The sequence below is a fragment of the Corallococcus sp. RDP092CA genome (assembly GCF_041903675.1).
Lineage (GTDB): Bacteria > Myxococcota > Myxococcia > Myxococcales > Myxococcaceae > Corallococcus.
This window is the reverse complement of the sequence record NZ_JAYESI010000016.1, coordinates 37,791-63,339: the sequence shown is the minus strand read 5'-3', so window position 1 is coordinate 63,339 and position 25,549 is coordinate 37,791. Positions and strand designations below refer to the sequence as shown.

At 73.4% G+C, this 25,549-nt stretch carries 21 protein-coding genes; 10 read left to right on the top strand and 11 right to left on the bottom strand.

Going from position 1 to position 25,549, the window contains the following annotated elements:
• Positions 1-193 precede the first annotated feature (193 nt).
• The 4 genes from U8525_RS18625 to U8525_RS18610 all read left to right on the top strand — a co-directional run bounded on the left by U8525_RS18625 (position 194) and on the right by U8525_RS18610 (position 6,321).
• On the top strand, positions 194-2,584 hold the full coding sequence (locus U8525_RS18625; RefSeq protein WP_374267535.1) for a HEAT repeat domain-containing protein: 2,391 nt from the start codon (positions 194-196) through the stop codon (positions 2,582-2,584).
• Between the two features lie 50 nt (positions 2,585-2,634).
• Positions 2,635-3,597, top strand: coding sequence for a ParA family protein (locus U8525_RS18620; RefSeq protein ID WP_374267533.1), 963 nt, complete (start codon positions 2,635-2,637; stop codon positions 3,595-3,597).
• Between the two features lie 9 nt (positions 3,598-3,606).
• Positions 3,607-5,505, top strand: coding sequence for a hypothetical protein (locus U8525_RS18615; protein WP_374267531.1), 1,899 nt, complete (start codon positions 3,607-3,609; stop codon positions 5,503-5,505).
• 285 nt (positions 5,506-5,790) lie between these two features.
• On the top strand, positions 5,791-6,321 hold the full coding sequence (locus U8525_RS18610) for a TspO/MBR family protein (RefSeq protein WP_374267529.1): 531 nt from the start codon (positions 5,791-5,793) through the stop codon (positions 6,319-6,321).
• Positions 6,322-6,368: 47 nt separating this feature from the next.
• Here U8525_RS18610 and U8525_RS18605 read toward each other — a convergent pair whose 3' ends face one another.
• The 3 genes from U8525_RS18605 to U8525_RS18595 form a co-directional block, all read right to left on the bottom strand.
• Positions 6,369-6,548, bottom strand: a complete 180-nt coding sequence (locus U8525_RS18605) for a hypothetical protein (RefSeq protein WP_374267527.1) — start codon at positions 6,546-6,548, stop codon at positions 6,369-6,371.
• 143 nt (positions 6,549-6,691) lie between these two features.
• Positions 6,692-8,635: a PAS domain-containing protein gene (locus U8525_RS18600; protein ID WP_374267525.1), complete on the bottom strand. Its 1,944-nt coding sequence runs from the start codon at positions 8,633-8,635 to the stop codon at positions 6,692-6,694.
• A 207-nt stretch (positions 8,636-8,842) separates the two neighbouring features.
• On the bottom strand, positions 8,843-11,452 hold the full coding sequence (locus U8525_RS18595; RefSeq protein ID WP_374267523.1) for a M1 family aminopeptidase: 2,610 nt from the start codon (positions 11,450-11,452) through the stop codon (positions 8,843-8,845).
• Positions 11,453-11,618: 166 nt separating this feature from the next.
• Between U8525_RS18595 and U8525_RS18590 the strand changes: the two genes are divergently transcribed.
• Complete coding sequence (locus tag U8525_RS18590; protein WP_374267521.1) at positions 11,619-12,470, top strand: DnaJ domain-containing protein; 852 nt, start codon at positions 11,619-11,621, stop codon at positions 12,468-12,470.
• A gap of 1 nt (position 12,471) precedes the next feature.
• Here the strand turns inward: U8525_RS18590 and U8525_RS18585 are convergent, their stop codons facing one another.
• The 4 genes from U8525_RS18585 to U8525_RS18570 form a co-directional block, all read right to left on the bottom strand.
• The gene (locus tag U8525_RS18585; RefSeq protein ID WP_374267519.1) at positions 12,472-12,864 is read right to left on the bottom strand and encodes a DUF488 domain-containing protein; all 393 of its coding nucleotides are present in this window, start codon (positions 12,862-12,864) and stop codon (positions 12,472-12,474) included.
• A 75-nt stretch (positions 12,865-12,939) separates the two neighbouring features.
• Positions 12,940-13,911, bottom strand: a complete 972-nt coding sequence (locus U8525_RS18580) for an endonuclease/exonuclease/phosphatase family protein (protein ID WP_374267517.1) — start codon at positions 13,909-13,911, stop codon at positions 12,940-12,942.
• A 149-nt stretch (positions 13,912-14,060) separates the two neighbouring features.
• A complete protein-coding gene (locus U8525_RS18575) occupies positions 14,061-14,459 on the bottom strand; it encodes a DUF3037 domain-containing protein (protein WP_374267515.1) in 399 nt (132 codons plus the stop codon).
• Positions 14,437-15,219: a HipA family kinase gene (locus U8525_RS18570; RefSeq protein ID WP_374267513.1), complete on the bottom strand. Its 783-nt coding sequence runs from the start codon at positions 15,217-15,219 to the stop codon at positions 14,437-14,439. The genes U8525_RS18575 and U8525_RS18570 overlap by 23 nt, the downstream gene beginning before the upstream one ends.
• Positions 15,220-15,369: 150 nt before the next feature.
• Between U8525_RS18570 and U8525_RS18565 the strand changes: the two genes are divergently transcribed.
• Together U8525_RS18565 and U8525_RS18560 are read left to right on the top strand one after the other, a co-directional pair.
• Positions 15,370-15,810: a MarR family winged helix-turn-helix transcriptional regulator gene (locus U8525_RS18565; protein ID WP_374267511.1), complete on the top strand. Its 441-nt coding sequence runs from the start codon at positions 15,370-15,372 to the stop codon at positions 15,808-15,810.
• A gap of 36 nt (positions 15,811-15,846) precedes the next feature.
• Positions 15,847-16,293: an organic hydroperoxide resistance protein gene (locus U8525_RS18560; RefSeq protein ID WP_374267509.1), complete on the top strand. Its 447-nt coding sequence runs from the start codon at positions 15,847-15,849 to the stop codon at positions 16,291-16,293.
• A 93-nt stretch (positions 16,294-16,386) separates the two neighbouring features.
• Here U8525_RS18560 and U8525_RS18555 read toward each other — a convergent pair whose 3' ends face one another.
• Entirely contained in the window at positions 16,387-17,268 is an 882-nt protein-coding gene (locus tag U8525_RS18555; protein ID WP_374267507.1) for a bestrophin family protein, read from the bottom strand.
• A 171-nt stretch (positions 17,269-17,439) separates the two neighbouring features.
• On the opposite strand from U8525_RS18555, the gene U8525_RS18550 reads away from it, so the two are divergent.
• Positions 17,440-19,275 (top strand): patatin-like phospholipase family protein, encoded by a 1,836-nt coding sequence (locus tag U8525_RS18550; RefSeq protein ID WP_374267505.1) that lies wholly within the window; start codon positions 17,440-17,442, stop codon positions 19,273-19,275.
• On the opposite strand, the gene U8525_RS18545 is transcribed toward U8525_RS18550, so the two are convergent.
• Both U8525_RS18545 and U8525_RS18540 read right to left on the bottom strand, forming a co-directional pair.
• Entirely contained in the window at positions 19,269-20,519 is a 1,251-nt protein-coding gene (locus tag U8525_RS18545) for a DUF6068 family protein (protein WP_374267503.1), read from the bottom strand. The two genes, U8525_RS18550 and U8525_RS18545, sit on opposite strands and share 7 nt — an antisense overlap.
• A gap of 102 nt (positions 20,520-20,621) precedes the next feature.
• A complete protein-coding gene (locus U8525_RS18540) occupies positions 20,622-20,810 on the bottom strand; it encodes a DUF6068 family protein (protein ID WP_374267501.1) in 189 nt (62 codons plus the stop codon).
• 135 nt (positions 20,811-20,945) lie between these two features.
• Between U8525_RS18540 and U8525_RS18535 the strand changes: the two genes are divergently transcribed.
• Positions 20,946-22,967 (top strand): hypothetical protein, encoded by a 2,022-nt coding sequence (locus U8525_RS18535; protein WP_374267499.1) that lies wholly within the window; start codon positions 20,946-20,948, stop codon positions 22,965-22,967.
• On the opposite strand, the gene U8525_RS18530 is transcribed toward U8525_RS18535, so the two are convergent.
• Positions 22,968-24,647, bottom strand: coding sequence for an amidohydrolase (locus U8525_RS18530; RefSeq protein ID WP_374267688.1), 1,680 nt, complete (start codon positions 24,645-24,647; stop codon positions 22,968-22,970).
• A gap of 185 nt (positions 24,648-24,832) precedes the next feature.
• Here U8525_RS18530 and U8525_RS18525 point away from each other — a divergent pair, with 185 nt between their 5' ends.
• A complete protein-coding gene (locus U8525_RS18525) occupies positions 24,833-25,489 on the top strand; it encodes an HAD family hydrolase (RefSeq protein WP_374267497.1) in 657 nt (218 codons plus the stop codon).
• Positions 25,490-25,549 lie beyond the last annotated feature (60 nt).

Below are 25,549 nucleotides of genomic sequence, written 5' to 3'. Positions count from 1 at the left end.
CGGCCCGGGCGGCGTTGTCAATCACGGCGTGCCCTGGCGGGGGAAAACCCCTGGTGTTTCCGTGGTTTACGTAGCACGTAGGGCTGACATAAGGTGCCCGCCCCGGCGCCAGGTCGGGAAACCGGGGAGTCCCTTCGGTGACGCGAGCCGGGGAGCGCCGCCGTGCGCCTTCGCGGGGAGGCCAGAGCCAGTCGTGAGTGACGAGCGTCCGGACGCGCTGCTCAAGAGCGCACTCGAAAAGATCGTCTACTTCGAGGCCCGTGCGCAGCAGTTGCATGGCGAGCTGGCGTCTACGCGCGACGAGCTTTCGCACCTCAAGGAGGACCTGTCGGAGGCGCGTCAGCGCGAGCTGGAGCTGCGCCGGGAGCTGGCCGGGCTGGAGGTGAAGAGCGCCCGCGCCCAGGCCGAGCGCGAGGAGCTGTCGCGGCTCAACCACGCGCTGCGGCTGGAGCGCGACCAGCTGATGGCGAAGCTGCTGGACGCGAGCCGGATCCACGCGTCCGGGCAGGCGCGCGCGGTGGCGGAGGACGATGACGACGAGCTGGGGTTCGACCTGGCGTCGTTCATCTCGCAGCTGCGCAGCGAGGTCATCCTCCGCGGGGACGTGCCGGCGGTGCGCACGCCGTACAGCGGGCCGGCGGTGCCCCTGAAGCCCTCCGAGCCGAGCGTGCCGTGGACGGAGAAGCCCGCGGCGCCCATTCCGCCCCGGTCCCCGGTGGCCATGTCGGATTCGGGCCTGTCGGCGGTGGCGCGCGAGGCGCAGCGACTCCAGAGCGAGGGCCGGCTGAAGGTGAGCCCGGAGCAGATGGCGGAGCTGTCGGGGCACGCGGGCAGCCCTACGGACGAGACGCTGTTCGGGTTCTCCGTGCGGGAGCTGTCGGCGGCGGACGCGGCGGCGCGGGTGCGCGCGGCGGAGCGGCTGAAGGCGCTGGCGCATCCGGCGGCGGCGCCCGCGCTGGCGGCGGCGCTGCACGCGGAGACGGACGCGACGGCGCAGGTGGCGCTGGTGCAGGCGTTCGCGGGGCTGTGCCGGGAGGAGGGCGCGTCGGTGGTGTCGCCGCTCCTGTCGTCGCCGGTGCCGGAGGTGCGCATCGCGGCGCTGAAGGCGCTGCTGGTGCTGGCGCCCAGGGACGCGGCGCCGCACCTGGCGCAGGCGATGAAGGACGCGGACCGGGCGGTGCGCCGGCGCGCGTCGCTGCTGGCCCTGGGGTTGGAGGGCGAGACGGCGCGGCGGCTGGGCGAGGACGCGATCCACGACGCGGATCCGGAGGTCCGCGCGCTGGCGGCGCTGGCGCTGGGCGCGGGCCGGGGCGAGAACGCCCGGATGCTGCTCCTGGGGGCGCTGGACGACGGCGAGGCGCGCGTGCGCAAGGCGGCGGCGCAGAGCCTCTCGCGCATCCTGGGACAGGACGTGTCCGCGGTGGTCGCGCTGGACGACGCGCACCGGCGCCGGGAGATCCGCCGGCTGGCGACGCTGCCCGTGAAGCCCGTGCGCGCGACGCTGGATGTGAAGCCCGCGGAGCCCGTGCGCGCGGCTCCCGCGGTCGCGGTGGAAGTGGCGCAGGCGGTGGGGCAGGGCGCTCCGTCCGTCGTCGCTCAGGCCGTGCAGTCCATGCAGGTGAATGCCGTGCCGCCTGTGGCGGTGAATGCCTCGCAGCCCGTCGTCGCCCAGCCCGCGCCGGCCGCGCCGGTGAATGTCGCGCAGCCCGTCGCTGCTCAGGCCGCGCAGGCCGTGGTGATGAATGCCGTGCAGCCCGTCGCTGCTCAGGCCGCGCCGGTGAATGTCGCGCAGCCCGTCGCCACGCAGGCCGTGGCGGTGAATGCCGCGCCGCAGGTGAGTGCTCCGGTCGCGGCGCCGCAGGCGATTCCCTCGATTCCCGCACACGCCGCCGTGCCGGTGTCACTCGCGGACGTGGCCGCGAACACTTCGCAGTGGACCGCCGTCCCCATGGCCGCGCCCGCGCTCGCGGTCGCCACCGTGGGCGGTGCCCGCTCCGCACCCGTCGCGATGCACGGTGCGGCTCCTGCGCCTGTCTCGGCCGCGATGCACGGTGCGACTCCCGCGCCTGTCCAGGTCGCGATGCACGGCGCGACTCCCGCGCCTGTCCAGGTCGCGATGCACGGCGCGGCTCCTGCGCCTGTCCAGGTCGCGATGCACGGCGCGGCTCCCGCGCCTGCCCGGGTCGCGAACGGCGGGCCCGTGTCCTTCGCTTCAGGGCCCTCCGCGCTGCCTTCGCGCCCGGTGGCCTCCGCTCCTCCCGCCGCGCCTGTCCCGCCTCCCGCGCAACCCGCCGCGCGGCGGACGCCCGTGCAGGCCGCGCTGGTCGCCATGGGCGCGCCGCCGCCCGCCCGGGCCCCGGCGCCCTCCAAGCCGCCACCGGCTCCTCCCCAGCGCGGCCCTTCTCCCGTGGAAGCGCTGTGTGGGGCGATGTTGCAGGAGGTGCGGGTCGCCGTTCGCGGACGCTCGCTCGCTGAGCTGACGTCCGGGCTGTCCGCTCCGGCCGAACTGGCCCAGGAGGCCGTTGCCCTGCTGGTGGCCCGAGGGGCCATCGTGCGAAGGGGGCACAAATACTTCGCCGCTTGAGGCAAGGTGCAAACGCACCCAGGCCTCACACGTCATCCGAAGGGTCGTTCATGGAAGCGCCGACGTACAGCTCGAAGCAGGTGGCCGAGATGCTCGGCGTGACTCCGAAGGCCATCCCCGCGGAGCTGCGCAAGGATGCCTACGGCCCGGAGGACGTGTGGGAGCTGCGCACGACGCTCAACAAGTTCCCGCCCACCGCCGGCCTGCGCAAGCAGCTCTTCCTCAACTTCAAGGGCGGCACCGGCAAGACGTCCCTGTCCACGTCCTACGCGTGGCGCCTGGCGGAGCTGGGCTACGCCGTCCTCCTCATCGACCTGGACAGCCAGGGCCACGCCACCAAGTGCCTGGGCTACGAGGGCGAGGACTTCGAGAAGACGCTGCTGGACGTGCTGGTGCGCAAGACGCCGCTCGCGCAGGTGGTGCAGAAGTCCACCCTGCCCAACCTGGACTTCATCCCGTCCAACCTGAGCATGTCCACGGTGGACCTGGCGCTGATGCCCATGGCCGGCCGTGAGTTCAAGCTGCGCAACGCGCTCAAGGACGTGGAGGCGCAGTACGACTTCATCGTCTTCGACGCGCCCCCGTCCTTCGGCCTGCTCAACCTGAACGCGCTGATGGCCGCGAACGACCTGTTCGTGCCGGTGCTCGCGGACTTCCTGTCCTTCCACGGCCTCAAGCTGCTGTTCGAAACGGTGCAGAGCCTGGAGGAGGACCTGAACCACGTGCTGGACCACGTGTTCATCGTGGTGAACTCCTTCAACGCGACCTTCAAGCTGGCGAAGGAGGCGCTGGAGGCGCTCCAGACGCACTACCCCGAGTACCTGCTGCCCACCATCATCCGGCAGTGCACCAAGTTCGCGCAGGCCTCCAGCGAGGGCCGCCCGGTGTTCGTGGCGGACCCCACGTCCAAGGGGGCCAACGACATCCAGGCCATGCTGGACAACGTGCTGCCGCGCCTGGTGGCCGCGCACGCCGCGGCGGTGAAGGCCGGCACCGCGACGAAAGCCGGCTGAGATTCCCCCATGAAGAAAGCCTTCGAACAGAACGTGTCCCGCGCGAAGCCGCGCCTCCGCCTGGGGGCGCTGACGGGCGCCCTCGACCCGGCCGACCCCACGGGGGCCGCCGCCGCCCAGCCGGAGCCCGCCGCGCCGGAAGCGCCGCCGCCCGTCGCGGAAGCGCCGGACCTGTCCTCCGAGGTGCGCTCGCGCATCGAGCGCCGCGCCGGCCCGCGCCCCACCGCCGCCGAGGCGATGGAGGCCGCGCTGAACGCACCGCCCAAGCACGCCGCGCCGCCCCCGGCCGCGCAGGGACTGCCGGCGGTGACGGCGCCGACGTTCTCGCCGGTGTCGCACGCGCTGTCCGCGCTGGTGTCCCCGGAGTCGCGCCGCGAGGAGGAAGAGGCGCCGCCCGCGCCGTGGCTGGAGGCGGACTCGCAGGAGACCGCGTCTGATTGGAACGTGGCGCAGGCCCCCGCGCCCGAGGAGTCCGCCTGGGACGCGGACGCCGTGCCGCCGGTGTCGCACCGCGAGGTGGCGGAAGCCGTCGCCGCGTCCGCGTGGAACGTGTCCGTCGCGCAGCAGCGGGAGGCCGTGGTCGAAGCCTTCGGCCGGGAGCCCCTGGGCGCCGAGCCGACCCCCACGCACGTGGAGCCGCCCGCGCCCGCCGCCGCTCGCTGGGATGCGCTGACGGCGCGCCCGGAAGCCGCGGTGCACGTGGACGCGACGCGCGTGGCGCCCCTGGCCCACTCGGTGACGCACACGGAGGCGCTGCGCGCCGAGGTGGCCCGCATGGAGCGCACGGGGCAGGCCGCGCCGGACGCGGATGCCGCCCGCTCGCCGGTGCCTCCCCTGGCGGATGTTCGCGCGGCCGTCGCGGGCCCGGCGCCTCACGCCGACGCCCCCCGCGCCACGCTCGCGAGTCCTCCGGCGCACGCCGAGGCCGCCCGCGCGCCTCTCTCGGCGGCGCAGGCCGAGGCGCCTCGCGCCGATGCGCGGGGCGCTCCCGTGACCTTCGCCTCGCCGCCTCCGGCGATGGCGCAGGCGGAGGCCCCTCGGGGCGCCCCGGCCACCTTCGCGGGCCCGCCGCCCGGAGTACAGTTCGATGGACGGATGGGCGTTCAGGCCCTCCGCATGCCTTCCGAGGCAGAACCCATGACGACGTACGCTTCCGTCCAGTCCTCCACCGTCACCACCACCGAGACGGTGGCCCGACAGGAAGCCGCGCCCGCCCCCGTCGAGGTGCAGACGCCCGCGCCTCCCCGCGAGGAGGACTCCGAGTCCCGCCGCGAGAAGCTCAAGGCCCGCCTCAAGGCCGTGCGCGAGAACCCGCGCCCGGAGCCGCTGCCCGCCACCGTCGCGGAGGCCGGCCAGCGCGCCGTGGAGCGCATCACCCACCTCCAGGCCGAGCTCACCAAGCTCAAGGCGCTCAACCTCACCCTCACGCAGGACCTGGAGGTCGCCCGCCGCCAAGCGGAGAAGGCCACCGAGGAGGCCCGCCTGCGCATGGACGAGGCCCGCCGCCTGTCCGCGGAGATGGAAGGCCGCGTGAAGCTGCTCGCGGACCTGGAGCGCGAGCTGGCCTCGCTGGAGGGCGAGCGCGATGAAGCGCTCCTGTCCCTCCAGGAGGCCCGCCAGGCCCTCCAGGCCGCCGCGAGGGAGCACGAGGCGCTGGAGCAGGTCGTGACGAAGGGCAAGCAGGCCCTGGCCGACAGCCTCGCGGAGGAGGAGCGCCTCGCCGTGGAGCTGGAGGGCGCCAAGGACGAGGCCGCGTCGCTGCGCCGCGCCGTGGAGACGCTCCAGGGCGAGCGCGACGTGCTGGCCCAACAGGTCGCCTCCCTCACGGCCGAGCGCGCCGAGCTGCTGGAGGCGCGCAAGGCCCTGGAGTCCGTGCACCGCGCCCTGAGCCAGGCCACGGTGCGCTGAAGCCTCTGCCCGGCGTCGAAGGCGCTGCCCTGCGGCTCCTTCCGCAGCCCGTTGAACGGGCGAGATCACGAGCGGCTCCCGGACCACGGGAGCCCGTGCACGCCCGCCCTCCCCGGCGTCGGACCTTCGCCCGGGGGACGGCGGCGCGCGCCGATGGACTTCGCGTCCGTTCCCGCGCAGCCCCGAGCACACAGCCAGGCAGGCGGGACGGACGTGGCGGGCCGTGGTGCGAGGACACAGCTTGTGGGCTCGCACCACGGCTTCTTCACGTCCGGGAGGAACGACATGCAGCTCAGCGAGCTGGGAGGCTCCGAGGGCCTGGAACACAACGCCACGCTCAACCGCGAATCACTGGTGGCGCTGGGCGCCTTCGGCGCGCTCACCGCGGGCGCGGTGTTCCTCAACGCGCGCAGCACCCACGAGGCCGTGGAGGGGCGCTGGTACAGGCGCTTGAAGAAGCCGTCCTTCCAGCCGCCCCGGCAGGCGTTCGGGCCGGTGTGGACGGCGCTCTACGGGCTCATCGCCGTCTCCGGCTGGCGCATCTGGGGCTCTCCGGCGGGCGTGGAGCGCTCGCGCGCGCTGGGCCTGTGGTTCGTGCAACTGGGGCTCAACGCCGCGTGGTCCCACCTGTTCTTCCGCAAGCGCCGGCTCAAGGCCGCGGCGGTGGAGAGCTGGGCGCTGCTGGGCAGCATCGCGGCGTACACCGCCGCCGCCAGCCGCGTGGACCGCAAGGCGCCCTGGTTCATGGCCCCGTACCTGGGCTGGGTGTCCTTCGCCAACGTGTTGTCGACGGACATCGCCCGGCTCAATGCTTGAGCCGCGGGGCCCGGCTCAATGCTCGAGCCGGGCGGGGGCTCCTCGCGCTAGTTGCGCAGGCGCGAGGGGCGGGCCGCGTTGAAGGACAGCACGGCGGCGAAGTAGCGCGCCTGGTTCTCCGAGGTGCAGCGCACCTCCTGGATGCGTCCGCCCACCTTCACCCGGACAATCCACCCCTCGTTGTCGCGCGTGACCGGGGACTCGCCTGTCATCGTCATGTTCTCCATGGGTGCCTTCCCTCCCGTGCACCCGGATAGAGCAGGGGGCGTGCCAGGGCCGGGCATCGTGGGATTCCAGCCCTTTGCATCCGGTTCCCGGCAGGGGCGGCGAGGCAGGGCTGAAGTTCTTTCAGCGCGGCGCGGCCGGGGATTCAGTGGAGCTGGCGATCAGGCCACACCTGCGGCAGCGCGGGCCTCGCGGCGGCGAGTGTCGGCAGCGCGACGTAGAAGGTCGACCCGCGTCCCGGCGTGCTCTCCACCCAGATGCGGCCGCCGTGGCGCTCCACGATGTCGCGGCTGATGTAGAGGCCCAGCCCCAGGCCGCCGTAGGAGCGGGTGGACGCGTTGCGCGCGCGGAAGTAGCGGTCGAAGAGCTGCTGCTGCTGGTCCTCCGGGATGCCGATGCCCGGATCCGTCACGGACAGCACCGCGACGTCGTCGGTCAACGACAGCCGCACGCGGATGGTCCCGCCGTCCGGGCTGTACTTGAGCGCGTTCTCCAGCAGGTTGGAGACCACCTGCTCCAGCCGGAACGTGTCGCCGTGGACGGAGATGGGCTCCGGAGGGGGCTCGAAGTCGAAGGTGTGGTTGCCCTTCTGGCCCTCCAGGCTGCCGAGCGTGTGCTCCACCAGCAGGTCGAAGCGGGTGGCCTCCGGGTGCAGCGCCAGCCGGCCGGCCTCGATGCGCGACGCGTCCAGCAGGTCGTTGATGAGGCCGGTGAGGCGGGTGAGCTGGTGACGCGCGTGGCTCAGCACGCTGGGGTCCAGGTGCTCGCCGCGCTCCAGGCGGCGCTCCAGCGTGGCCAGGCGCAGGCTCAGGGGCGTCAGCGGCGTCTTCAGCTCATGGCTCGCGATGGAGAGGAAGTCGTCGCGCACGCGGATGGCCTCCCGGGCCTCGCGGTACAGGTGCGCGCGCTCCTCCTCCGCGCGGCGGCGCTCGGTGATGTCCTCCACGAGCACGCCCACGCCGAGCACCCGGCCGTCGGGGGTGCGCACGGGATAGAAGCTGCCGCGGAAGCAGCGCCGGGGGCCCGGGGCGCCCAGGTCTTCGTCGGAGGTGCTCTCCTGGTCCACCAGGGGCTCGCCGGTGCGCAGCACGGACCGGGGCCCCCGCTCCGCGATGGCGCCCGGCTCCCCCAGCAGCTCCGGCAGGGTGTGGCCCGGGTGCGCCTCCGCCGGGATGCCGTTGATGCGGGCGAGCGTCTCGTTGACGCGCACGTAGCGCAGGTGCGTGTCCAGGAAGCCGATGCCCACGGGCGCGCCGCGGAAGAGCAGGTCCAGCTGGGCCAGGTTCTCCTCGCGCTCGGCCTCCACGCGGCGGCGCTCGGTGATGTCCTCCACGATGCCGACGCCGCCCTCCACGGTGCCGTCCTCCGCGTAGCAGGGGGCGAAGCGCACGCGCACGGGCGTCTCCTTGCCGGTGGTGAGCGCGCGATAGGTGCCCTCGAAGTCGCAGGAGCGGCCGTCCAGCGACTCGCGCACGCAGGCCATGATGCGGGCGTCCTGAAGCGTGAGGAGGTTCAGGCCCACCAGGCTGCGCTTCGACGTGCCGATGACGCTGGCGAAGCGCTCGTTGCACGCGGTGATGATGGGCGTGCGGTCGAAGTGGAAGATGCCCAGGGGCGCGTTCTCCACGAGCAGCTGGTAGAGCCGGTCCGCCGTCTCCTGGTGCGCGGCCGTGTCCGGGCCCCCGGGGATGTGCTCCACCGGCTCCTCCAGCGAGTCGATGACCTCGTGCAGCCGGCGCATCGTGAGCACGATGCGCTCCCAGCCATCCGTGCCGGACGCGCCCACGGTCAGCTCCACCAGCAGCTCCACGCCGTCTCGCCGCCGGGCGAAGACGCGCGTGGCCCGGCCACCGAGCGCCCTCCGGCGCGACAGCAGGTAGCGCGGCAGGCTGAGGCCGTGGAAGCGGCGCAGGCGGAGCGGGAAGAGGTCGGTGACGGGCTTGCCCACGAGCTGCTCGCGATCCCAGCCCAGCAGCCGCTCCGTCGCCGCGTTGACGTGCAGGATGTGCTCGTCCGGACCGCACGCGATGACGGGATCCACCGTTGCGTCCAGAACGGCTTCCAGCTCCCGTGCGGCTCCTCCGGCCATGCCTCGCTCCTGAGATGGGGCCGGCACGCGCCTCTCCGCCGCGTGGGCCGGCCCTGCCGGAAGCGGGGGCTCCCCGGCAGTGGCGGGCGCGCGTCTTGGCGCCCGTGCGCGTTCCCTTTGCCTACAGATACACACTGTGGGCCGGAACGGCGCGCGGAAGCCGGAAGTCCGGACGCCGCCAGCACCCCTGGAGGCCGTCCGGGCGGCCTAGCGCCGGCGCCTGGGCGGCGTGCGGCCGCGCTTCGCCGCGCGCTTGCGCACGGCCTTCCTGGCCGGGGCGGCCGGGGGCGCGTTCAGCGTGAGCGTCTCCAGCTTCTCGCGCAGCGTGCGCGTCTCCTGCTTGAGGGCGTCCAGCTCCTCGCGCAGCGACGCGACCTCGCGGGCCTGGGGGGCGCCTTCGCGCAGGGCGCGCACGGCTTCGCGCGCGTAGCGGCGCGCTCGCGGGTCGCTGAAGGTCGTGCCCTCCAGCGCGGGCAGCAGGCGCCGGTCGCCCAGGGTGGAGGCCGCGTCGCAGACCGCCAGCTGCACGCGGAACTGCGGGTCGCGCAGCAGGTGGGTGAACAGGTCCACCGCCTCGCGCTTGCGGTTCGCCACCTCCGCCAGCTTCGCCACCGCGCTCACGGCCGCGCGGCGCAGGAACGCGGGCTGGCCATAGGCCGTGCGCGCCACGGCCACCGGGAACGCCGCCGCGTCCTGCGTCTCCGCGAGCCCGTCCATCGCGCCCGCGCCGATGACGTCCTGGAAGGACGGCCGCGCGGCGACGGCCTCCAGCAGGGGCAGCGCGTCCGGCGCGCGCGCACGGCCCAGGCTCCGCGCGGCCTCCGCCTCCACGAAGTAGCTGGCGTCCCCGGCCTCCAGCAGCGCGCGCAGGCTCCCGGCCACCTCCACGTCGTGGCGGAACTCGCCCAGCGCGGCGACGACGGCGCGGCGCACGCGCGGGTGCTCGGTGGCGACCGCGTCCAGCAGCAGCGCGCGGGCCTCCGGAGTGCGGATGCGGCCCAGCGCCTTCGCGCACGCGGCGCGGGTGGCCCAGAAGCCCTTCGCGTCCTTCAGCGCGCGGCCCAGCGCCTCCACCGACCGCGGGCCCCCGTCCTTCCCCAGCGCGTGCGCGGCCTCCGTGCGCGCGCGGGCCTCCGGCGCGCTCGCCAGCTCCTCGCGCCACAGCCCCACGGCCTTGTCCACGTCCAGCGTGCCCAGCACGTCGCGGCGCGGATCCACGCGCACCTGCGTGGGCGCGGTGGGGCAGGGCAGGTGGAAGCGGTGCTCCGCGTCCGTGAGGTCCAGCCGGTGGCGCGTGTCCTCGCCGTTCACGGTGACCACCACCTCCAGCGGCAGGCGGAAGACGGGGGTGCCCGAGTCCGTGCGCTGCGTCTGGCGCACGGCGATGCGCAGGCGCGCGTCGTCCGCCTCGTAGCGGACCTCCACCTTCAGCTCCGGGTGGCCGGGGGCGTGGACGTACTGGTCGAAGACGGGGTCCAGGTTGTGGCCGGTGGCCTCCTCGAAGGCGCGCGCCAGGTCCACCGTCTCCACCACGCCGTGGCGGTGGGACGCGACGTAGTGGCGCAGGGCGCGCACGAAGAGCGCGTCCCCCACGCGGCGGCGCAGCTCGTGGAGCACCAGCCCGCCCTTCTCGTACAAGTGGCGGTCGAACAGGTCCATGGGCGCGTGGAACCTCCGCGCGACGATGGGGCGCGCGTAGCGCTCGCGCGTCTCGGCGAGGTAGGCCTCCAGGTCGAGCGCCCGGTGGTGGTCCGCCTCGTCCCGGCTGTCGCCGTGCTCCTTCCAGAGCACCTCGAAGTAGGTGGCGAAGCCCTCGTTGAGCCAGCCGTGGGGCCAGTCGCGGCAGGTGAGCAGGTCGCCGAACCACTGGTGCGCCAGCTCGTGGGAGATGAGCGGTTCGGCGGTGTAGTCCTGGTGCGCCCGCGCGTCGTGCAGCACGGTGTCCACCAGCGTGGTGGCGGTGGTGTGCTCCATGCCGCCCAGGATGAACTCCGTGACGAACACCTGCGCGTAGCCGCTCCATGGGAAGGGCTCGCCAGTGAGGGCCTCGAACGCGGCGATCATCTGGGGCGTGCGCGCCACGCACCGGAGCGCGTCCTCGCGGCGGCCCCTGGGGAACAGGTAGCGCAGCGGCGTGGTGCCGGCGGTGTCGGTGGCCTCGTCGAACTCGCCCACCACCAGGGTGACGAGGTAGGGCGAGTGCGGCTGCGCCATGCGGTGGTGCTGGGTGCGCCGGTCGCCGGTGGTGAGGTCGCTGACGAGCACGCCGTTGGACAGCGACGTCATGTGCGCCGGGAAGGTGGCGATGACCTCCGACGTGGCCTTCTGCGCGGGCGTGTCCAGGCAGGGGAACCAGCAGCGCGCGTCGATGTCCTGCCCCTGCGTCCACGCCTGGAGCGGGCGGTCGGGGTAGCCCGCGTCGGGGCCCCAGAAGTAGAGGCCGCGGCGGGGACGGGCGCGGTAGGTGAGCGCGATGTCGCACGCCTGTCCCGCGTCGAGCGCGCGCGGCAACTCCACGCGCACGTGCGCGCCGGAGTTGGAGAAGGAGACGGAGCGGCCGTCGACGCGGGCCTCGGTGACGTCCAGGTCCACGGCGTCGAAGGTGACGGTGGACACGGCGCGGACGGCGGACACGCGGGTGGTGCAGGTGCCGGCCAGGGCGCGCTGGGCGAAGTCCAGGTCCAGCTCGATGCGCACGTGCTCGGCGCGCACGGGGCGGGGCGCGGCGTAGTGCTCGGTGGCGCCGGGGAGGCTGAACGGATGCGGGTCGGAGGACGACCCGGTGGCGGCGGGGGCGTGGCGGTGGCAGCAGCGCATAAGAGGAGGCGACTCTTTCGCAAGCCCGCCCCCGGGTCGAGACGCTTCGAACCGGGTCTTGTCGGAATTCCTGGAGCCGGACCTGTCGGGGCGGGAGGTGACCGGGGCCGGGGGCCGCGAGCCGGTGGTTGAGAAACGGCGGGGGCTTCCCCAGGATGGGAGGACCGTGCAGGCCGTTCTCTACTTCTCCGACAAGCAGGTGCGCGAGAAGCTCTTCGCGTTCGTGGACGCGGCGCAGGGGCTGCTGCTGGTGGCGGGCGTGCGCCACGGCGCGGGGATGACGCGTCCGCCCCAGGCGCGCGAGCCCTTCGCGGCGCTGGAGGGCCTGTTCGGGGACGTGCTGTCGCAGGTCATCGTGGCGGACGAGGGCACCACGGAGGGCATGTGGCGCGACCCGCTGGGGGACCTGGGCGACCGGCTCTACCCGGAGGACAAGAAGCGCGCCTATGCGGCGGCCACGGGCTACGTGCTGCTGGAGGGCGGGAGGCCGCGCGCGGTGGTGCGCAAGCACGCCAGCCCCGCGGAAGACGCGTGGTTCCTCCAGGATGCCCTGAGCCGCCTGTCCCAGGGCATCCCCGCCCCCGACCCGGCGAAGCGCCCCGGCCATCGCCGCCCCGAACCCGCGCCCCGCGCGCCGCCGCGCTACGGACCCGCGAGCGACACCGGGGCGCCGGAAGAGGGCGCGGGGTCCCGCCGCCGGGGCGACGCGTCCTCGCGAGGCGGCGCGGAGGCCCGCGCGGGTTCCGGCAGGGCCCGCGCGTGGCGGGCCGACGAAGCCACGCCCCCGCGCGGTCATCGCGCCGTCGCGGCCGAGCCCGAGGCGACGGACCCCTGGACGGTGCTGGGCATCGCGCGGGGCACGCCCCGGGACGAGGCGCGCAAGGCCTTCCGGGCGCTCATCGCGCAGTACCACCCGGACAAGGTGGCCCACCTGGCGCCGGAGTTCCACGCGCTCGCCGAGCGCAAGACGCGCGAGATCCTGGACGCCTGGGAGGCGGTGGAGCGCGACGCGGAGTGAGTCAGTGCACCGTGGGGCGCGGCTGCTTTCGCGAGGAGCGCTTCAGCCGGGCCTCCAGGTACTCCTTCAACACGGTGGCGTTGCTGTGCTCGGTGTCGCGGGCGCCGTGGAGCAGCGTGACGCGGCCGTGGCGCGCGGCCTGGAGCAGCGGCTCCCACGCGTCGGGGTGCGCGTCCAACTCGTGGATGTAGCGGGACCGGAACTCGTCCCAGCACTCCACGTTGTGGGCGTACCACCGCCGCAGCTCCGTGCTGGGCGCCACCTCGCGGGGCCAGCCGTCCAGTCGGAGGTCCACCTTCTTGATCCCCCGCGGCCACAGCCGGTCCACCAGGAACCGGGTCCCCGCCCGAGGGTCCGGGCGGTGCTCCTCATAAACGCGCTGGAGTCGAATCATCGGCGAGCCTCCTGGAGGAAACGCTGGCCACGTCTCGCACGGGGAGCACCCGACGGGGACGCGGCGGCCCGCTCCTCAGGTCAGCAGCACGGGCGCCGGCGCGGCCAGCCGGAACCGCGCGATGAGCGGCACGTGGTCGGACAGGCCGTGGAAGCGGCTGGTCAGGTCGCCGAAGGGCCGTGTCTCGTCCGTGTCCAGCCAGCTCACGCCGCCCCCGGAGAACAGGTGGTCCAGGTGCATGCGCATGTGCATGAAGCCCGCGGTGGGGAACGCGCGGGACACGGCCGGGTTGATCTGCCCTACCGCCGCCTGCGCGCACGTCAGGTGCGCGTCCCCCGTGAGGTAGCGGAACACCGGCGACGACGGCGGCGAGTTGAAGTCCCCGCACACCACGAACGGCTCATCCTTCGCGTGCAGCCCGATGAAGCCCGAGAGCTTCTTCGCCTCGTGGAGCTGGTTGACGCCGCAGCCCATCTTGTCGCGCGTGGCCCAGAACTCGCGAGCGAACGGCGTGGGCAGGCTCAGGTGCGTGTTGAAGATGTGGAACGCGCGCTGGTCCGAGCGGCGGATGACGCGCATGTGCGCGCAGATGCGGCTCTGCTTGCGCTCCTTGAGCCCCTGCACGTGGTGGTGCGTGATGTGCTCCGGCGCCTGCACGTTGTGCGTGTCCACCCGCAGCGTGCGCGTGTTGACGAGCATCGCCAGGCCGGTGGTGTAGAGCGACACCTCGCCCACCTTGTAGTGGTGCGCGCGGAAGTAGAACGCCTCATAGGGCATCTCCCTCCCCTGGAGGGCGAACGTCTCCTCCACGCGCGTCATGAAGGCCTCCAGCTGCGTCTCACCCGGGTGGGTGGGCCGGTGGATGATGTTGCTGCGCAGCGAGGACGTCTCCACCTCCTGGAGGCAGACGATGTCCGGCAGCGGGTCCAGCGTGGCCAGCGCGGCCGCCACCCGGCGCTTGGGGCCCAGGGTGCTCGCGAGCCCCCTCAGCATGTGTCCGAAGTAGCGGACGTTGTACGTGACGATGCGCAGCGTTGACGGCTCCATGGTCCGGTCGCCACCTCCCCGTGCCTCGCGGCGAAAAATGGGAAGCCCCGGGACGAACGTCCAGGCCTCCCCCCTCTCTTCACCATGGGATGCGCGAGCGCCCGCCGCGATGTGCCGGCAGTCGAAAAAGGCCTCGCCCGCCCGCCTGCTCACGGGGCCGGCTTCACCCGCACCATCGTGTCCAGCAGGTGCGCCAGCGCGCGCTCCGGGTCGTCGCACAGGCCCGCGTGCACCGGGCCCGTCTGGAGCATCGTGCTCCGGGGCGCCACCAGCCAGTGCCAGCGCTCCTTCTGCGGCAGCCGCCCGATGGGCCCCGCGTCCTTCCCGCCCACGCACACGCGGCGGAAGCTCTCCAGGTGGCCGCTCAAGAGCTCCACGTCCGCGTCCGGCGACAGCGCCTTCAGGCGCGCCACGTCCAGCTCCACGCGCGCGCCCAGGAAGCGGTGCTGCACGCAGAAGAGGACGACGCCCACGTTGATGAACTCCTCGCGCTCCACGCGCGGCACCAGCCGGATGATGGCGTAATCAAACGAGCTGGGCGTGGGCACGCGTCGCCTCCTCGATGAACGCCGGCGCCGCTTCCAGCCTGCGCAGCAGCCACGTCACGTACGCCGCGCGGTGCTCGGACGTGGACGCGAACGCGGGCTCCTGGCCCAGCCACGCCTCCGGGATCGCCGCCACGATGCGCTCCACCACCTCCCGCGTCACCCGCTGGCGCAGCAGGTCCCCGGCCTCCGCCAGCGCGTGCGCCCACGGCAGGAGCACGTGGTCCTTGATGGGCGCGAACCGCCCCTGGCTGCGCTCCTCCCACCCGTCCCACGCGTGGTGGAAGTACAGCGCCGCCCCGTGGTCGATGAGCCAGAGGTTGCGGTGCCACACCAGGAGGTTGGGGTTCTTCGGCGTGCGGTCCACGTTCGTCACGTACGCGTCGAACGCCACGATGGCGGACGCCACCTGCGCCTCCGGCACCGGCACCGCCAGCGGGTCGAACGTCACCGAGCGCGGCAGGTAGTCCAGCGCCAGGTTCAGCCCCGCGCTCGCCTTGAGCAGCTCGCGGATCTCGCTGTCCGGCTCGTTGCGCCCCAGCGAGGCGTCCAGCTCCACGAACACCAGCTCCGGCACCCGCAGGCCCAGCACCCGCGCCAGCTCGCCCGCCAACAGCTCCGCGATGAGCGCCTTGGCCCCCTGGCCCGCCCCCCGGAACTTCACGACATAGAGCCCCGCGTCGTTCGCCTCCACGATGGCGGGCATCGAGCCCCCCTCGCGCAAGGGCGTCACGTAGCGCGTGGCGGTGACCGTCCTGAGCATCCTTCCGTCCTCGTCGGTTCCCGGGCACCCCGGGAGGCGCGGCTGTAGCACGGCCCCGCCCGCCGGGGGAACACGCCGCGCCCCCACCTCCTTCCCCGCGCGCCCCAGATTTAGTTGCGCACAATTGAATTGCGCGTTACATATTCCCCCATGTCGACGGATGACCTGCTCCGGCTGGACCTGCAGCTGTGCTTCCCGCTCTACGCGGCGTCGCGCGCGATGGTGCAGGCCTACACGCCGCTCCTGGCGAAGCTGGGGCTCACCTACCCGCAGTACCTGGTGATGCTGGTCCTCTGGGAGACGGACGGGGTGACGGTGAAGGCGCTGGGGGAGAGGCTGTACCTGGACTCGGGGACGCTGACGCCGCTGCTCAAGCGGCTGGAGACGCTGGGCTTCGTGCGCCGCGAGCGCTCCAGGGAGGACGCGCGGTCGGTGACGGTGTCGCTCACCGCGCAGGGGCGGGCCCTGCGCCGCAAGGCCGCGTCCATCCCGGAGGCCATCGCCTGCCGCACGGGCTTGACGCTGGAGGAGCTCGGGCGGCTGCGCCGGGACATCCAGCGGCTGTTCGAGAAGGTTTCACGCAGCGCTTGAGACACACGCGGTACCCACTCACGAAGGAGCAACGCCATGGCCCAGGTCACGATCGCCGAGAAGCTCTACTCCACCACCGCCGTCACGCACGGCGGCCGCAACGGCAGGCTGCTCCTGGAGAACAGCCCGCTGGACGGCCTGGAGCTGGCCATGCCGAAGCAGCTGGGCGGCTCCGGCAAGGCGACGGCCACCAACCCCGAGCAGCTCTTCGCCGCGGGCTTCTCCTCCTGCTTCGAGAGCGCGCTGCGCCTCGTGGCGGGCAAGGCCGGCAAGAAGCTGGATGAGAAGGCGGGCGTGAAGGCCACCGTCACCATCGGCAAGACGCCCGAGGGCGGCTTCGGCCTGGCGGTGGAGCTCCAGGGCATCCTCCCCGGCATCCCCCGCGAGGAGGCGCAGCAGCTGATGGAGGCGGCCCACCAGGTGTGCCCGTACTCCAACGCCACGCGCGGCAACATCGAGGTGAAGGTCTCCGTCGCGGAGTAGTCCTCCGTCGGCGTGAACGCGGGGCGCCCCTCCTGGCGGGCCGGTCGCGGAGCCACCTCCGCGATGCGCTCCAGCGGCACCCGGAGGGTGTCGTCAAGGCGCCTCGCGGTCCGGGGCCGGCAGGAGCGCCAGGAGGTTGTTCTGGACGTTCTGGCAGATGGCGTCGAGCGGCAGGTCGTTGTCGTCCGTGCCGAAGGGGTCCTCGATCTCGACGCCGATCTCCTCGATGCCGAAGAAGACATACGCGACGACGAACGTGGCCAGGACCGTCACCCAGCCGAAAGTGTCCACCAGCGCGAAGGGCAGCGTGAAGCAGTAGAGGATGAGCGCGCGGCGCAGGTGCACCATGTACGCGAAGGGCATGGGCGTGCGGTGGATGCGCTCACAACCTCCCAGGTAGTCGATGAGCTGCTGGACGTTCTGGTCCAGCTGCATCTGGACGTACTCGGGATAGAGCCCCCGCCGGCGGCCCGCGTCCAGCACGGCGGTCATCCGGCGGGCCACGGCGAGCGGCACGTGCTGGGCCTTGAGCACGTCCGCCACCTCTCCGGCGGGCAGGGCGTCGGTGTGGGCGCCCAGGTGTCGCTGCTGGCCGCGCAGCCACGCGGCGGTGGCGAAGGGGAACGCGGCCGTCCAGTGCACCAGCGCAGCGTAGAGCGGGGTCCTCCCCAGGAAGACCTCCGCCGCGCGGGCCAGGTTGCGCGTCTCGTTGACGATGCCGCCCCAGAGCTTCCGGCCCTCCCAGAAGCGGTCGTAGGAGGCGTTGGTGCGGAACACGAGCAGGAGGCTCAGCGAGATGCCCGCCAGCGTGTGCACCGTGGGGGGCGTGCCCACGTCGCGCACGTGCCGGTGGAAGCCCACCACGACCGCGGCCCAGAGCACGCACAGCAGCACGCGGCCGACGATCTCCTTCACCATCGAACCGCGCAGGTAGTGGAAGTAGCTCCACCAGCGATGCGGATCATACTCAACCATGTGGGGGATACCCTCCGGGGCGGGGGCGCATGCTAACCGCACCGCGACGCGTCGCGAGCGGTGCTTTGCGGGATTGCGAATGCCGGGCGCTCCGGGTGATGGCCGGGCGTCGGCGGCATCAGCTAAGGAGGTGGGTGTCCGTCCACCTCTCCGTCAAGGAGGCGCCTCCCCATGCGCCGTCACCTCACGCCCCTGCTGATGTTCCTCGCCGCCACGGCGAGCGGTTGCAGCTTCCTGCGCACGGACACGCTCCTGGACACGCTCAACGCGCCGGCGTCCCCCAAGCCGGCGGACCTGCCGGTCCGGGTGCCGGCGGTGGAGCGCGTGGCGGGGCTGACGCGCGCGCAGCTGACGGACTCCTACGTGGACCCCGCGCGCGCGGGCGCGTGGATGGAGGCGCTGGGCGCGTCCCCGGAGGCGGTGCTGGACATGACGGCGTGCATCGTCCAGCGCGCGGGGCAGGACACGGCGTCCTGCTATGAGAACGACGCGCGCACGGGCTACGTCGACCGGACGGTGAGGGCCTCGGCGTGGGGCGTGCCGCTGCCGGCGCAGTCCTTCTCCGTGGCGGCGCCGGCCGAGGAGGAGGTGGACGCGCAGCGCTTCCTCGCGAACGCGATGGGCATCGGGCCGTCGCTCGCGGCGCTCCAGCAGTCGCTGGAGGTGCCGCTGACGCGCGAGGTGCTGGCGCAGGGCATCCAGCGGGGCGCGGCGTCCGCGGCGGCGTATGTGCGGGCGCGCTCGTGGCGCCGCGACCTCCAGCGGCCCAGCAACGCGGTGGTGCTGAGCGGCGGCGGGGCCAACGGCGCGTTCAGCGCGGGGGTCATCTGGCGGCTGTTGGGCATCCTGGAGCAGTGCCGGGGCAAGCCCGCGCCGGAGGGGTGCGGGGACGCGAGGATCGACCTGGCGGCGGGGACGAGCACGGGCGCGCTCATCAGCACGCTGGTGGACCTGTTCCACACGCCGGGGCAGGAGGCGAAGGCGCGCCAGCAACTGCTGGGCAACTACACGTGCACGGTGGAGTCGGACCTGTACTGCGTGAACTCCACGTGGCTGTGGAACCTGGCGGACGACACGCGGGGGCTGGTGAAGTTCGACGGCATCTACTCGAAGCTGGAGCAGTTCATCCAGCCGGAGCAACTGCACAACGGCACGGAGCTGGTGGCGGTGTCGGTGGACTTCCAGACGGGCGACGTGTTCAGCGTGAGCGACCAGGATCCGGCGGACTTCAAGCCGGGCGCGTCGGACATGCTGCGCAAGGGCGGGATGGCGAACGCCATCGTGGCGTCCATCGCGGAGCCGGTGCTGTCGAACCCGGTGGGCAAGCTGCCGTCGGCGGCGGGGGACCGCACGGGGACGTACTACGACGGCGGAGTGCGCTCGGGGCTGCCGCTGCTCCAGGCGGTGCAGCGCGGGGCGGAGCGGGTGCTGGTGGTCTCCACGGGGGGGGTGAACCCGTCGCCGTCGGTGGATCCGAAGAACGCGGTGAGCGTGCTGATGCGCACCCTTGAGTTGTTCGTGGCGCAGCCGCGCGTGGGCGAGGTGCAGCAGGCGGAGCTGCTCGCGGTGACGCGCCGGCTGGGCGAGTACAACGTCTGCACGCTGCGCGGCGCGACGGAGGACTTCTGCCGCCGCAAGGGGCCGGGCTTCCAGCCGCCCGCGCTGGCGGGGCCGGGGGCCGGGCAGGCGGTGTGGATGGGGTCGGCGCGCTTCGACCAGGTGGCGTCCAGCTGGCGCAGCGCGTGGATGTTCAAGCCGGAGGCGGGGCTGGCGACGGCGAGCGGCTATTCGTTCTCGCCGGAGGTGATGCAGCCGCTCTTCGTGGCCGGCGTGGAGACCCTGCAGAAGCGCTGCGCGGAGGTGCTGACCCTGTTCGACATCCAGGGCACGCTGGCGGCGAAGGAGTGCGCGCGCCAGGGGGTGGACGTGGCGGACGAGGCGCGCGAGGCGCTCCCGTCCGTGGCGCAGTGCCGCGCGGACAAGCCGGAGCGCCGCACGTGTCACTGAGGTGGTTGCCTGCCGCCGTCGATGACCCACGTTCCCCAGCCCGCGAGCGCGGTGCCGTCCTCGGGCACGCGCTTGCCCCTGGGCGGGGCGCGGTGGACGGCGTCGGCGAGGGGCGTGAAGCGGGCCTCGTCCGCGAGCCCGTTCAGCGCGGCGCCCCAGGGGTCGGCGGCGTAGGCGGTGAGCTGCACGCGGCGCTCGGCGCCCTCGCCCGAGGGTGATTCGACGACGAGGGCGGGGATGGCGTGCTGGGCGGCGGTGAACGTCTCCCGGCGCGACGGCGCGGTGCCGACGGGGACGGGGGGCCACTGCTGCGGCTGGTTGATGGCCTCGCTGACGGCGTCGAGCAGGGCCTCCTCGAGGGGCCGGGCCTCGGCCTCCTGGAAGTCCGCGCAGGGCGCGTCGCCGGTGGGGGCGGTCAGCTCCTTGCGCAGGACGAAGCCGCGTTCGGCGCCCAGGCAGACGCGGCGCACGGAGGAGGTGCCGGAGAGGTCCTGGCGCACGTCGTACCAGGTGCCCGGGCCCCAGGGCCGGTCGAGCGCGGGCACGGCGCCCGCGCCGTCGGTGCCCCGGCGGAACGACACGAGCGTGAGCTGCTGGCTGCCGCTGGCGCCGAAGCCGGAGAGCGTGGTGCTGGCGTCGAGCAGGCCGTGGGTGAGGTACAGCGGTCCGGGCTCGGTGGCGTAGAGGCGGTTCTGGAGGGGGCCGTCGCTGGGGCGGCGGTCGTCCAGGAAGCGGCGCGCGTCCCAGGCGCGGCCGGCGGCGGTGGTCTGCTCCGTGGAGCGCTGGCCGCGGTGGTCCTCCTTCCACGGCTGGGTATCCTCCATGCGCATGGGCAGCACGCGCGGCTGGGAGAGGCGCGGGTGGGGAAGGGGCCTGCCCTGATCATCCGTGAAGGTGACGGTGAGCCACGCCCACGGCGCCTGGACGGCGACGACCTCCAGCGCGACATGGCCGGCCACGCCCACGCCGGTGGTCGCGCCGGGGCGGCTCCGGTGGGCGGAGAAGGCGTACTCCACGCGGTCGCCCACGCGGGCGCGCTGCCACGGCGAAGGCGTCGTGGTGGCGGGTTCGGCGGTGGCGGCGCCCGCGTCCGCCACGGTGGCCTCGGGGGCGGTGTCGGGCGGCGCGGTGGCGGGGGTGCCGTCGGAGGGGGAGACGGCGCGGGGCTTCATGCTTTCGCAGCCCGTGCCCAGGAGGAGCGCGGAGCACAGCAGGAAGGAAGCGCGGAAGCGGGGGCGTCGCATGCGGTGGGCCTCGGCGAGACGGGACGGGATGCGCCCGGGTTGGGCCGCTAGATACACGGAGCGACGCGCGGATCCGCGCGACCGATGACCGCGTGCGCGGCGTCAACGTGCGCTGGTCGACAGCCCGGGGGACTCCAGCCACGTGCCCCAGCGGATGAGCCGGCGGTCGGAGTGGTAGTCGCGTCCTCCTCTCGCTGCTGGCTCATACACTCCTTCTGGAAGCCGGTCGAAACGCACCTCCATCGGGAGCCCCTGGAGCACGGGACTCCACGGGTCCGACTGTCGTTGCATCTGGCGGAGCTCCCCCTGTCTGCCATTGACTCACCGCCCGCCCGCTGACGCCAGGGAACTCCACCCGGAGTGGAACCCCATCCCCCTGCGCTGCTAGACCCTCCCCACGTCCCCACCGCACCCGGAGCCCCGCGCATGCCTTCGCCCCTGTCCATCCGCCGTGTCGTCCTCTACAAGCACGGCGTCGGTTACTTCGAGCGCCGGGGCAAGGTGACCGGCAGCGAGACCGCGCACCTGGACTTCAAGGCGCGCGACATGAACGACGTCCTCAAGTCCATGACCGTGCTGGACCTGAGCGGCGGCTCCGTGTCCGCCGTGAGCTATGACTCCACCAAGCCCCTGGAGCAGCTCCTCTCCGAAGCCACCATCCGCATCCCCGAGCACGGCAGCCTCACCGCGCTGCTCGGCCAGGTGAAGGGCGCCCGCGTCCGCGCCCGCGTCGGCGGCGCGCAGGTCGAAGGCGCCATCGTGGGCCTGGAGTCCCTGCCCGTCGTCCAGGGAGAGGCCAGCGTCGTGCGCCCCTTCCTCACGCTGCTCGTCGGCGCGTCCCTGCGCACCTTCGACGTGCTGGAGCTGGGCGAGCTGGAGTTCCTCGACGAGGCCGTGCGCAAGGACCTGGAGTTCTACCTGGCCACCGTCATGTCCTCGTACAAGAAGGACTCCAAGCGGCTGTCCATCCTCACCGCCGGAGAGGGCTCGCGCGAGCTGTTCGTCAGCTACGTGCTGGAGTCCCCCGTGTGGAAGACCAGCTACCGCATCCTCCTGGACGAGGGAAAGCCGCCCCTCCTCCAGGGTTGGGCCCTGGTGGACAACACCGGTGACGAGGACTGGGTGGACGTGGAGCTGTCCCTCATCGCGGGCCTGCCCGTGTCCTTCGTCCACGACCTCTACAACCCCCGCTACCTGCGCCGCCCCGTCGTGGAGGTGCGCTCGGAGACCGGCGTCGCGCCCGTCATCCCCCAGGAGGCCCATGGGAGCGCCGCCGAGCCCATGATGGACGCGGAGGAGGGGGGCACCTACGGCGCCGCCGACGTGGCGGCCCCGTCCACCCTCATGCCCGCCATGGCCGCGCCCGCGCCGGCCCGCCGCATGCGCGCCAAGGGCGGCCCGATGATTGGCGGCAGCGGACGCGGCATGCGCGAGACGCTGGAGCAGAGCACCACGGTGACGACGCTGACCAAGGAGGTCGGGGACCTCTTCGAGTACGGCGTGGACCGCCCCGTCACCGTGCACCGCAACCAGAGCGCGCTCGTGCCCATCCTGCAGCGCCCCTTCGAGGGCCGCCGCGTGCTGCTCTACAACCGCGCCACGCGCGAGAAGAACCCGATGGCCTGCATCGAGTTCAAGAACACCACCGGCCTCACGCTGGAGGGCGGCCCCGTCACCATCACCGAGGACGAGACCTACGTGGGCGAGGCGATGCTCGACACCCTCAAGCCCGACGACACGCGCTTCGTCCCCTACGCCGTGGAGCTGTCCTGTGTCGTGTCCGTGGAGGAGGACCCGGAGGACGGCCCGGTGTTCCGCTCACGCCTCAACCGGGGCACCCTGGTGGTGGAGTTCTTCCACCAGCGCCGCACCCGGGTCCTCGCGCGCAACAAGGCGAAGCGCCCCCAGGCGCTCTTCGTGGAGCACCCGCGCACCGGCTGGGAGTTGAAGGACACGGCCACCCCCGCGGAGACCACGGACGGCTTCTGGCGCTTCAAGCGGGAGCTGGCCCCGGGCACCTCCGACACGCTCGTCATCACCGAGCGCACCCGGGGTCACCGCCAGTACTACCTCGGCAACCTGGGGCTGGAGGAGGTGACGTTCTTCCTCGACTCGCGCTTCATCGACCCGCGCGTCGCCCAGGCGCTGCGCGACGTGGTGGCCATGCGTGAGAAGCAGGCGAGCGTCGCCCGCGACATCCAGCGCCTCGACGAGGAGCGCGCCCAGCTCTTCAAGGACCAGGAGCGGATCCGCTCCAACATCGACTCGCTCAAGAGCGGCGCGTCCCAGCGCGAGCTGGTGGAGCGCTTCGTCACCAAGCTCAACGCGCAGGAGGACCGGCTGGAGGGCATCGGCCGGGAGCTGGAGCGACTCGCGCAGGAGCGCACCCGCCTCCAGGCGGAGGCCACCCAGCGCATCGAGTCGCTCACCTACGAGGCGGACCTGTAGCTACCTCGCGTCCGCGCGGAACACCTCGCGGCCCGCGACCACCGTCAGCCGGACCTGCCCGGTGAGCAGGTCCGCGGGGGGCGCGTCCACCGGGTCCACCGACAGCGCCACGAAGTCCGCGTCCATGCCGGGCTTGAGCTGGCCGCGCCGTCCCTCCGCGAAGGACGCGTAGGCCGCGCCCACCGTGAAGCCCTCCAGCGCCTCCTCACCGCTCAGGCGCTGGTCCGGGTGCCACCCGCCCGGCGGCTGGCCGCTGGCGTCCTGCCGCGTGCGCGCCGCGTACAGCCCCGCGAGCACGTCCGGCCGCTCCACCGGGAAGTCGCTGCCCAGCGCCAGCACGGCGCCCGCGGCCTTCAGCTTCTGCCACGCGTAGGCGTTCTGGATGCGCTCCGGGCCCACGCGCTTCTCCGCCCAGGGCATGTCGCTGGTGGCGTGCGTGGGCTGCACGCTCGCCACGAAGCCGCTGGCGCCCAGCCGCTGGAGGTCCGCGGCCGTCATGATCTGCGCGTGCTCCACGCGGGGGCGCGCGTCCCGGGTCCCCGTGGCCGCCAGCTCACGCGACAGCGTGTCCAGGAGCAGCGTGTTGGCGCGGTCGCCGATCGCGTGCGTCGCCACCTGGAAGCCGCGGCCCACGAAGGCGTGCACGCGCGCGGCGTACTCCTCCGGGGACAGCAGCAGCAGGCCGCGGTGGCCGGGCTCGTCGCTGTAGGCCGCGCCCAGCGCCGCGCCCCGGCTGCCCAGCGCGCCGTCCAGGGTGAGCTTCACCGCGCGCATCGTCAGGAGCTTCCCCTGGAACGGGCCGTCCTTCAGGTACTGCACGCGGTCCTCCGTCTGCCCGTCCGCCATGGCGTAGACGCGCAGGGGCAGGGTGCCGGCCCGGTCCCACGCCTGGAACAGCCGGAACGTCCGCAGGTCCATGCCCGCGTCGTGCACGCCGGTGAGGCCCACGCGCGCGCAGTGCTCCAGCGCGGCCCGCATGCGCGCCTCATGCTGCTCCTTCGTGGGCTGGGGCAGCACCTTCAGCGCCAGCTCCACGGCGTTGTCGATGAGCACGCCGCTGGGGGCGCCGTCCGGCAGCCGCACGACGGTGCCGCCCTCGGGGTCCTTCGTGTCGCGGGTGATGTTCGCGCGCTTCAGCGCCTCGCCGTTGAGCCACAGCGCGTGCCCGTCGATGCGCCACAGCACCACGGGCATGTCCTTCAGGTGCTCGCCCATGTCGGCGTGCGTGGGGAAGCGCGGCGTGTCCCAGTCGTTCTGGTCCCAGCCCTGGCCCACCAGCCAGTCGCCCTGGTACGCGGTGGAGGGGGCCTTCTCCAGCCGCTGGCGCACCTCCGCCAGCGACGTGGTGCCCTCCAGCCGCACGCCCGAGAGCGCCTGGCCCAGCCCCGCCAGGTGCCCGTGCGAGTCCGTGAGGCCGGGCACCACGGTCGCGTCGCCCAGCTCCACCACGCGCGCGGTGGCGCCCGCCGCGGCGAGCACCTCCTCGCGCGTGCCCACGGCCAGCACCTTGCCGTCGCGCACGGCCAGCGCCTGGGCCTCCGGCCTCGCGGCGTCCAGCGTGCGGATCCGCTTCGCCACGTACACCGTGGGCGCGTCCGCGACCGCCTGCTCCGCGGCCGTTCCCTCCGGCACGCGCCGCGAGCAGCCCGCGCCCGCCCACAGCACCAGCGCCCCCAGCATCCAACCGAGACGTCCTCGCATCATCCGCGCACCCGCCATGACCGTTCGCCCGGGCGGTTCGTCCCGGGACCTCGCGCGGGGCACTCTGACGCACGCCCCGCCCCACGGCCAGTCCGGGATGCCTGCCTGGCGGGCGCCGGCCGACCCGCGGCGCGCGAGGCGTGCACGCCACACGCGAAGGGCGTATGGAGCAGCGGGTGAGCACCGTTACCCCTCGCGGCATCTGCTTCGACCTGGACGGCACGCTGGTGGACTCGCTGCCGGACATCATCGACAGCTTCCTCCACGGCTTCACCCACCACGGCCTGCCCGCGCCCACCGTCGCGGAGGTGCGGGCGCTCATCGGTCAGCCGCTGGAGGACATGTACACGCGCTTCGCGCCGGAGCACGCCACCACGCTCTGCGTGACCTACCGCGAGCACTACCCGCTCAACTACCACCGGCGCTCCCGGCCCTTCCCCGGCGTGGAGCGCGTCCTGCGCACGCTGCGCGAGCGGGGCTACCTGCTCGCCGTCGCCACCACCAAGCGCGGAGACACGGCGCGGCGCTTCGTGGACGCGATGGGGCTGGGCGGCCTGCTGCACCACGTGCAGGGCACGGATGGCTTTCCGCACAAGCCCGCGCCGGACGTCATCCACCACGCCCTGAGGGCCCTGGGCACCGGCGGCCTCTGGATGGTGGGCGACACCACCCTGGACCTGCGCGCCGGTCAGGCCGCGGGCCTCAAGACCTACGGCGTCACCTGGGGCACGCACGCGCAGGAGGAGCTGGCCACCGCCACGCCAGACGACCTCCAGCCGGACCTGGAGCGGCTGCTGCACCACCTGCCGCCGCGCGTCTGAGCACGTCGCTCCGCTGGGCCGAGCCAGGGGGGCCGTCGTGAGCGAACCCACCGGCCCACT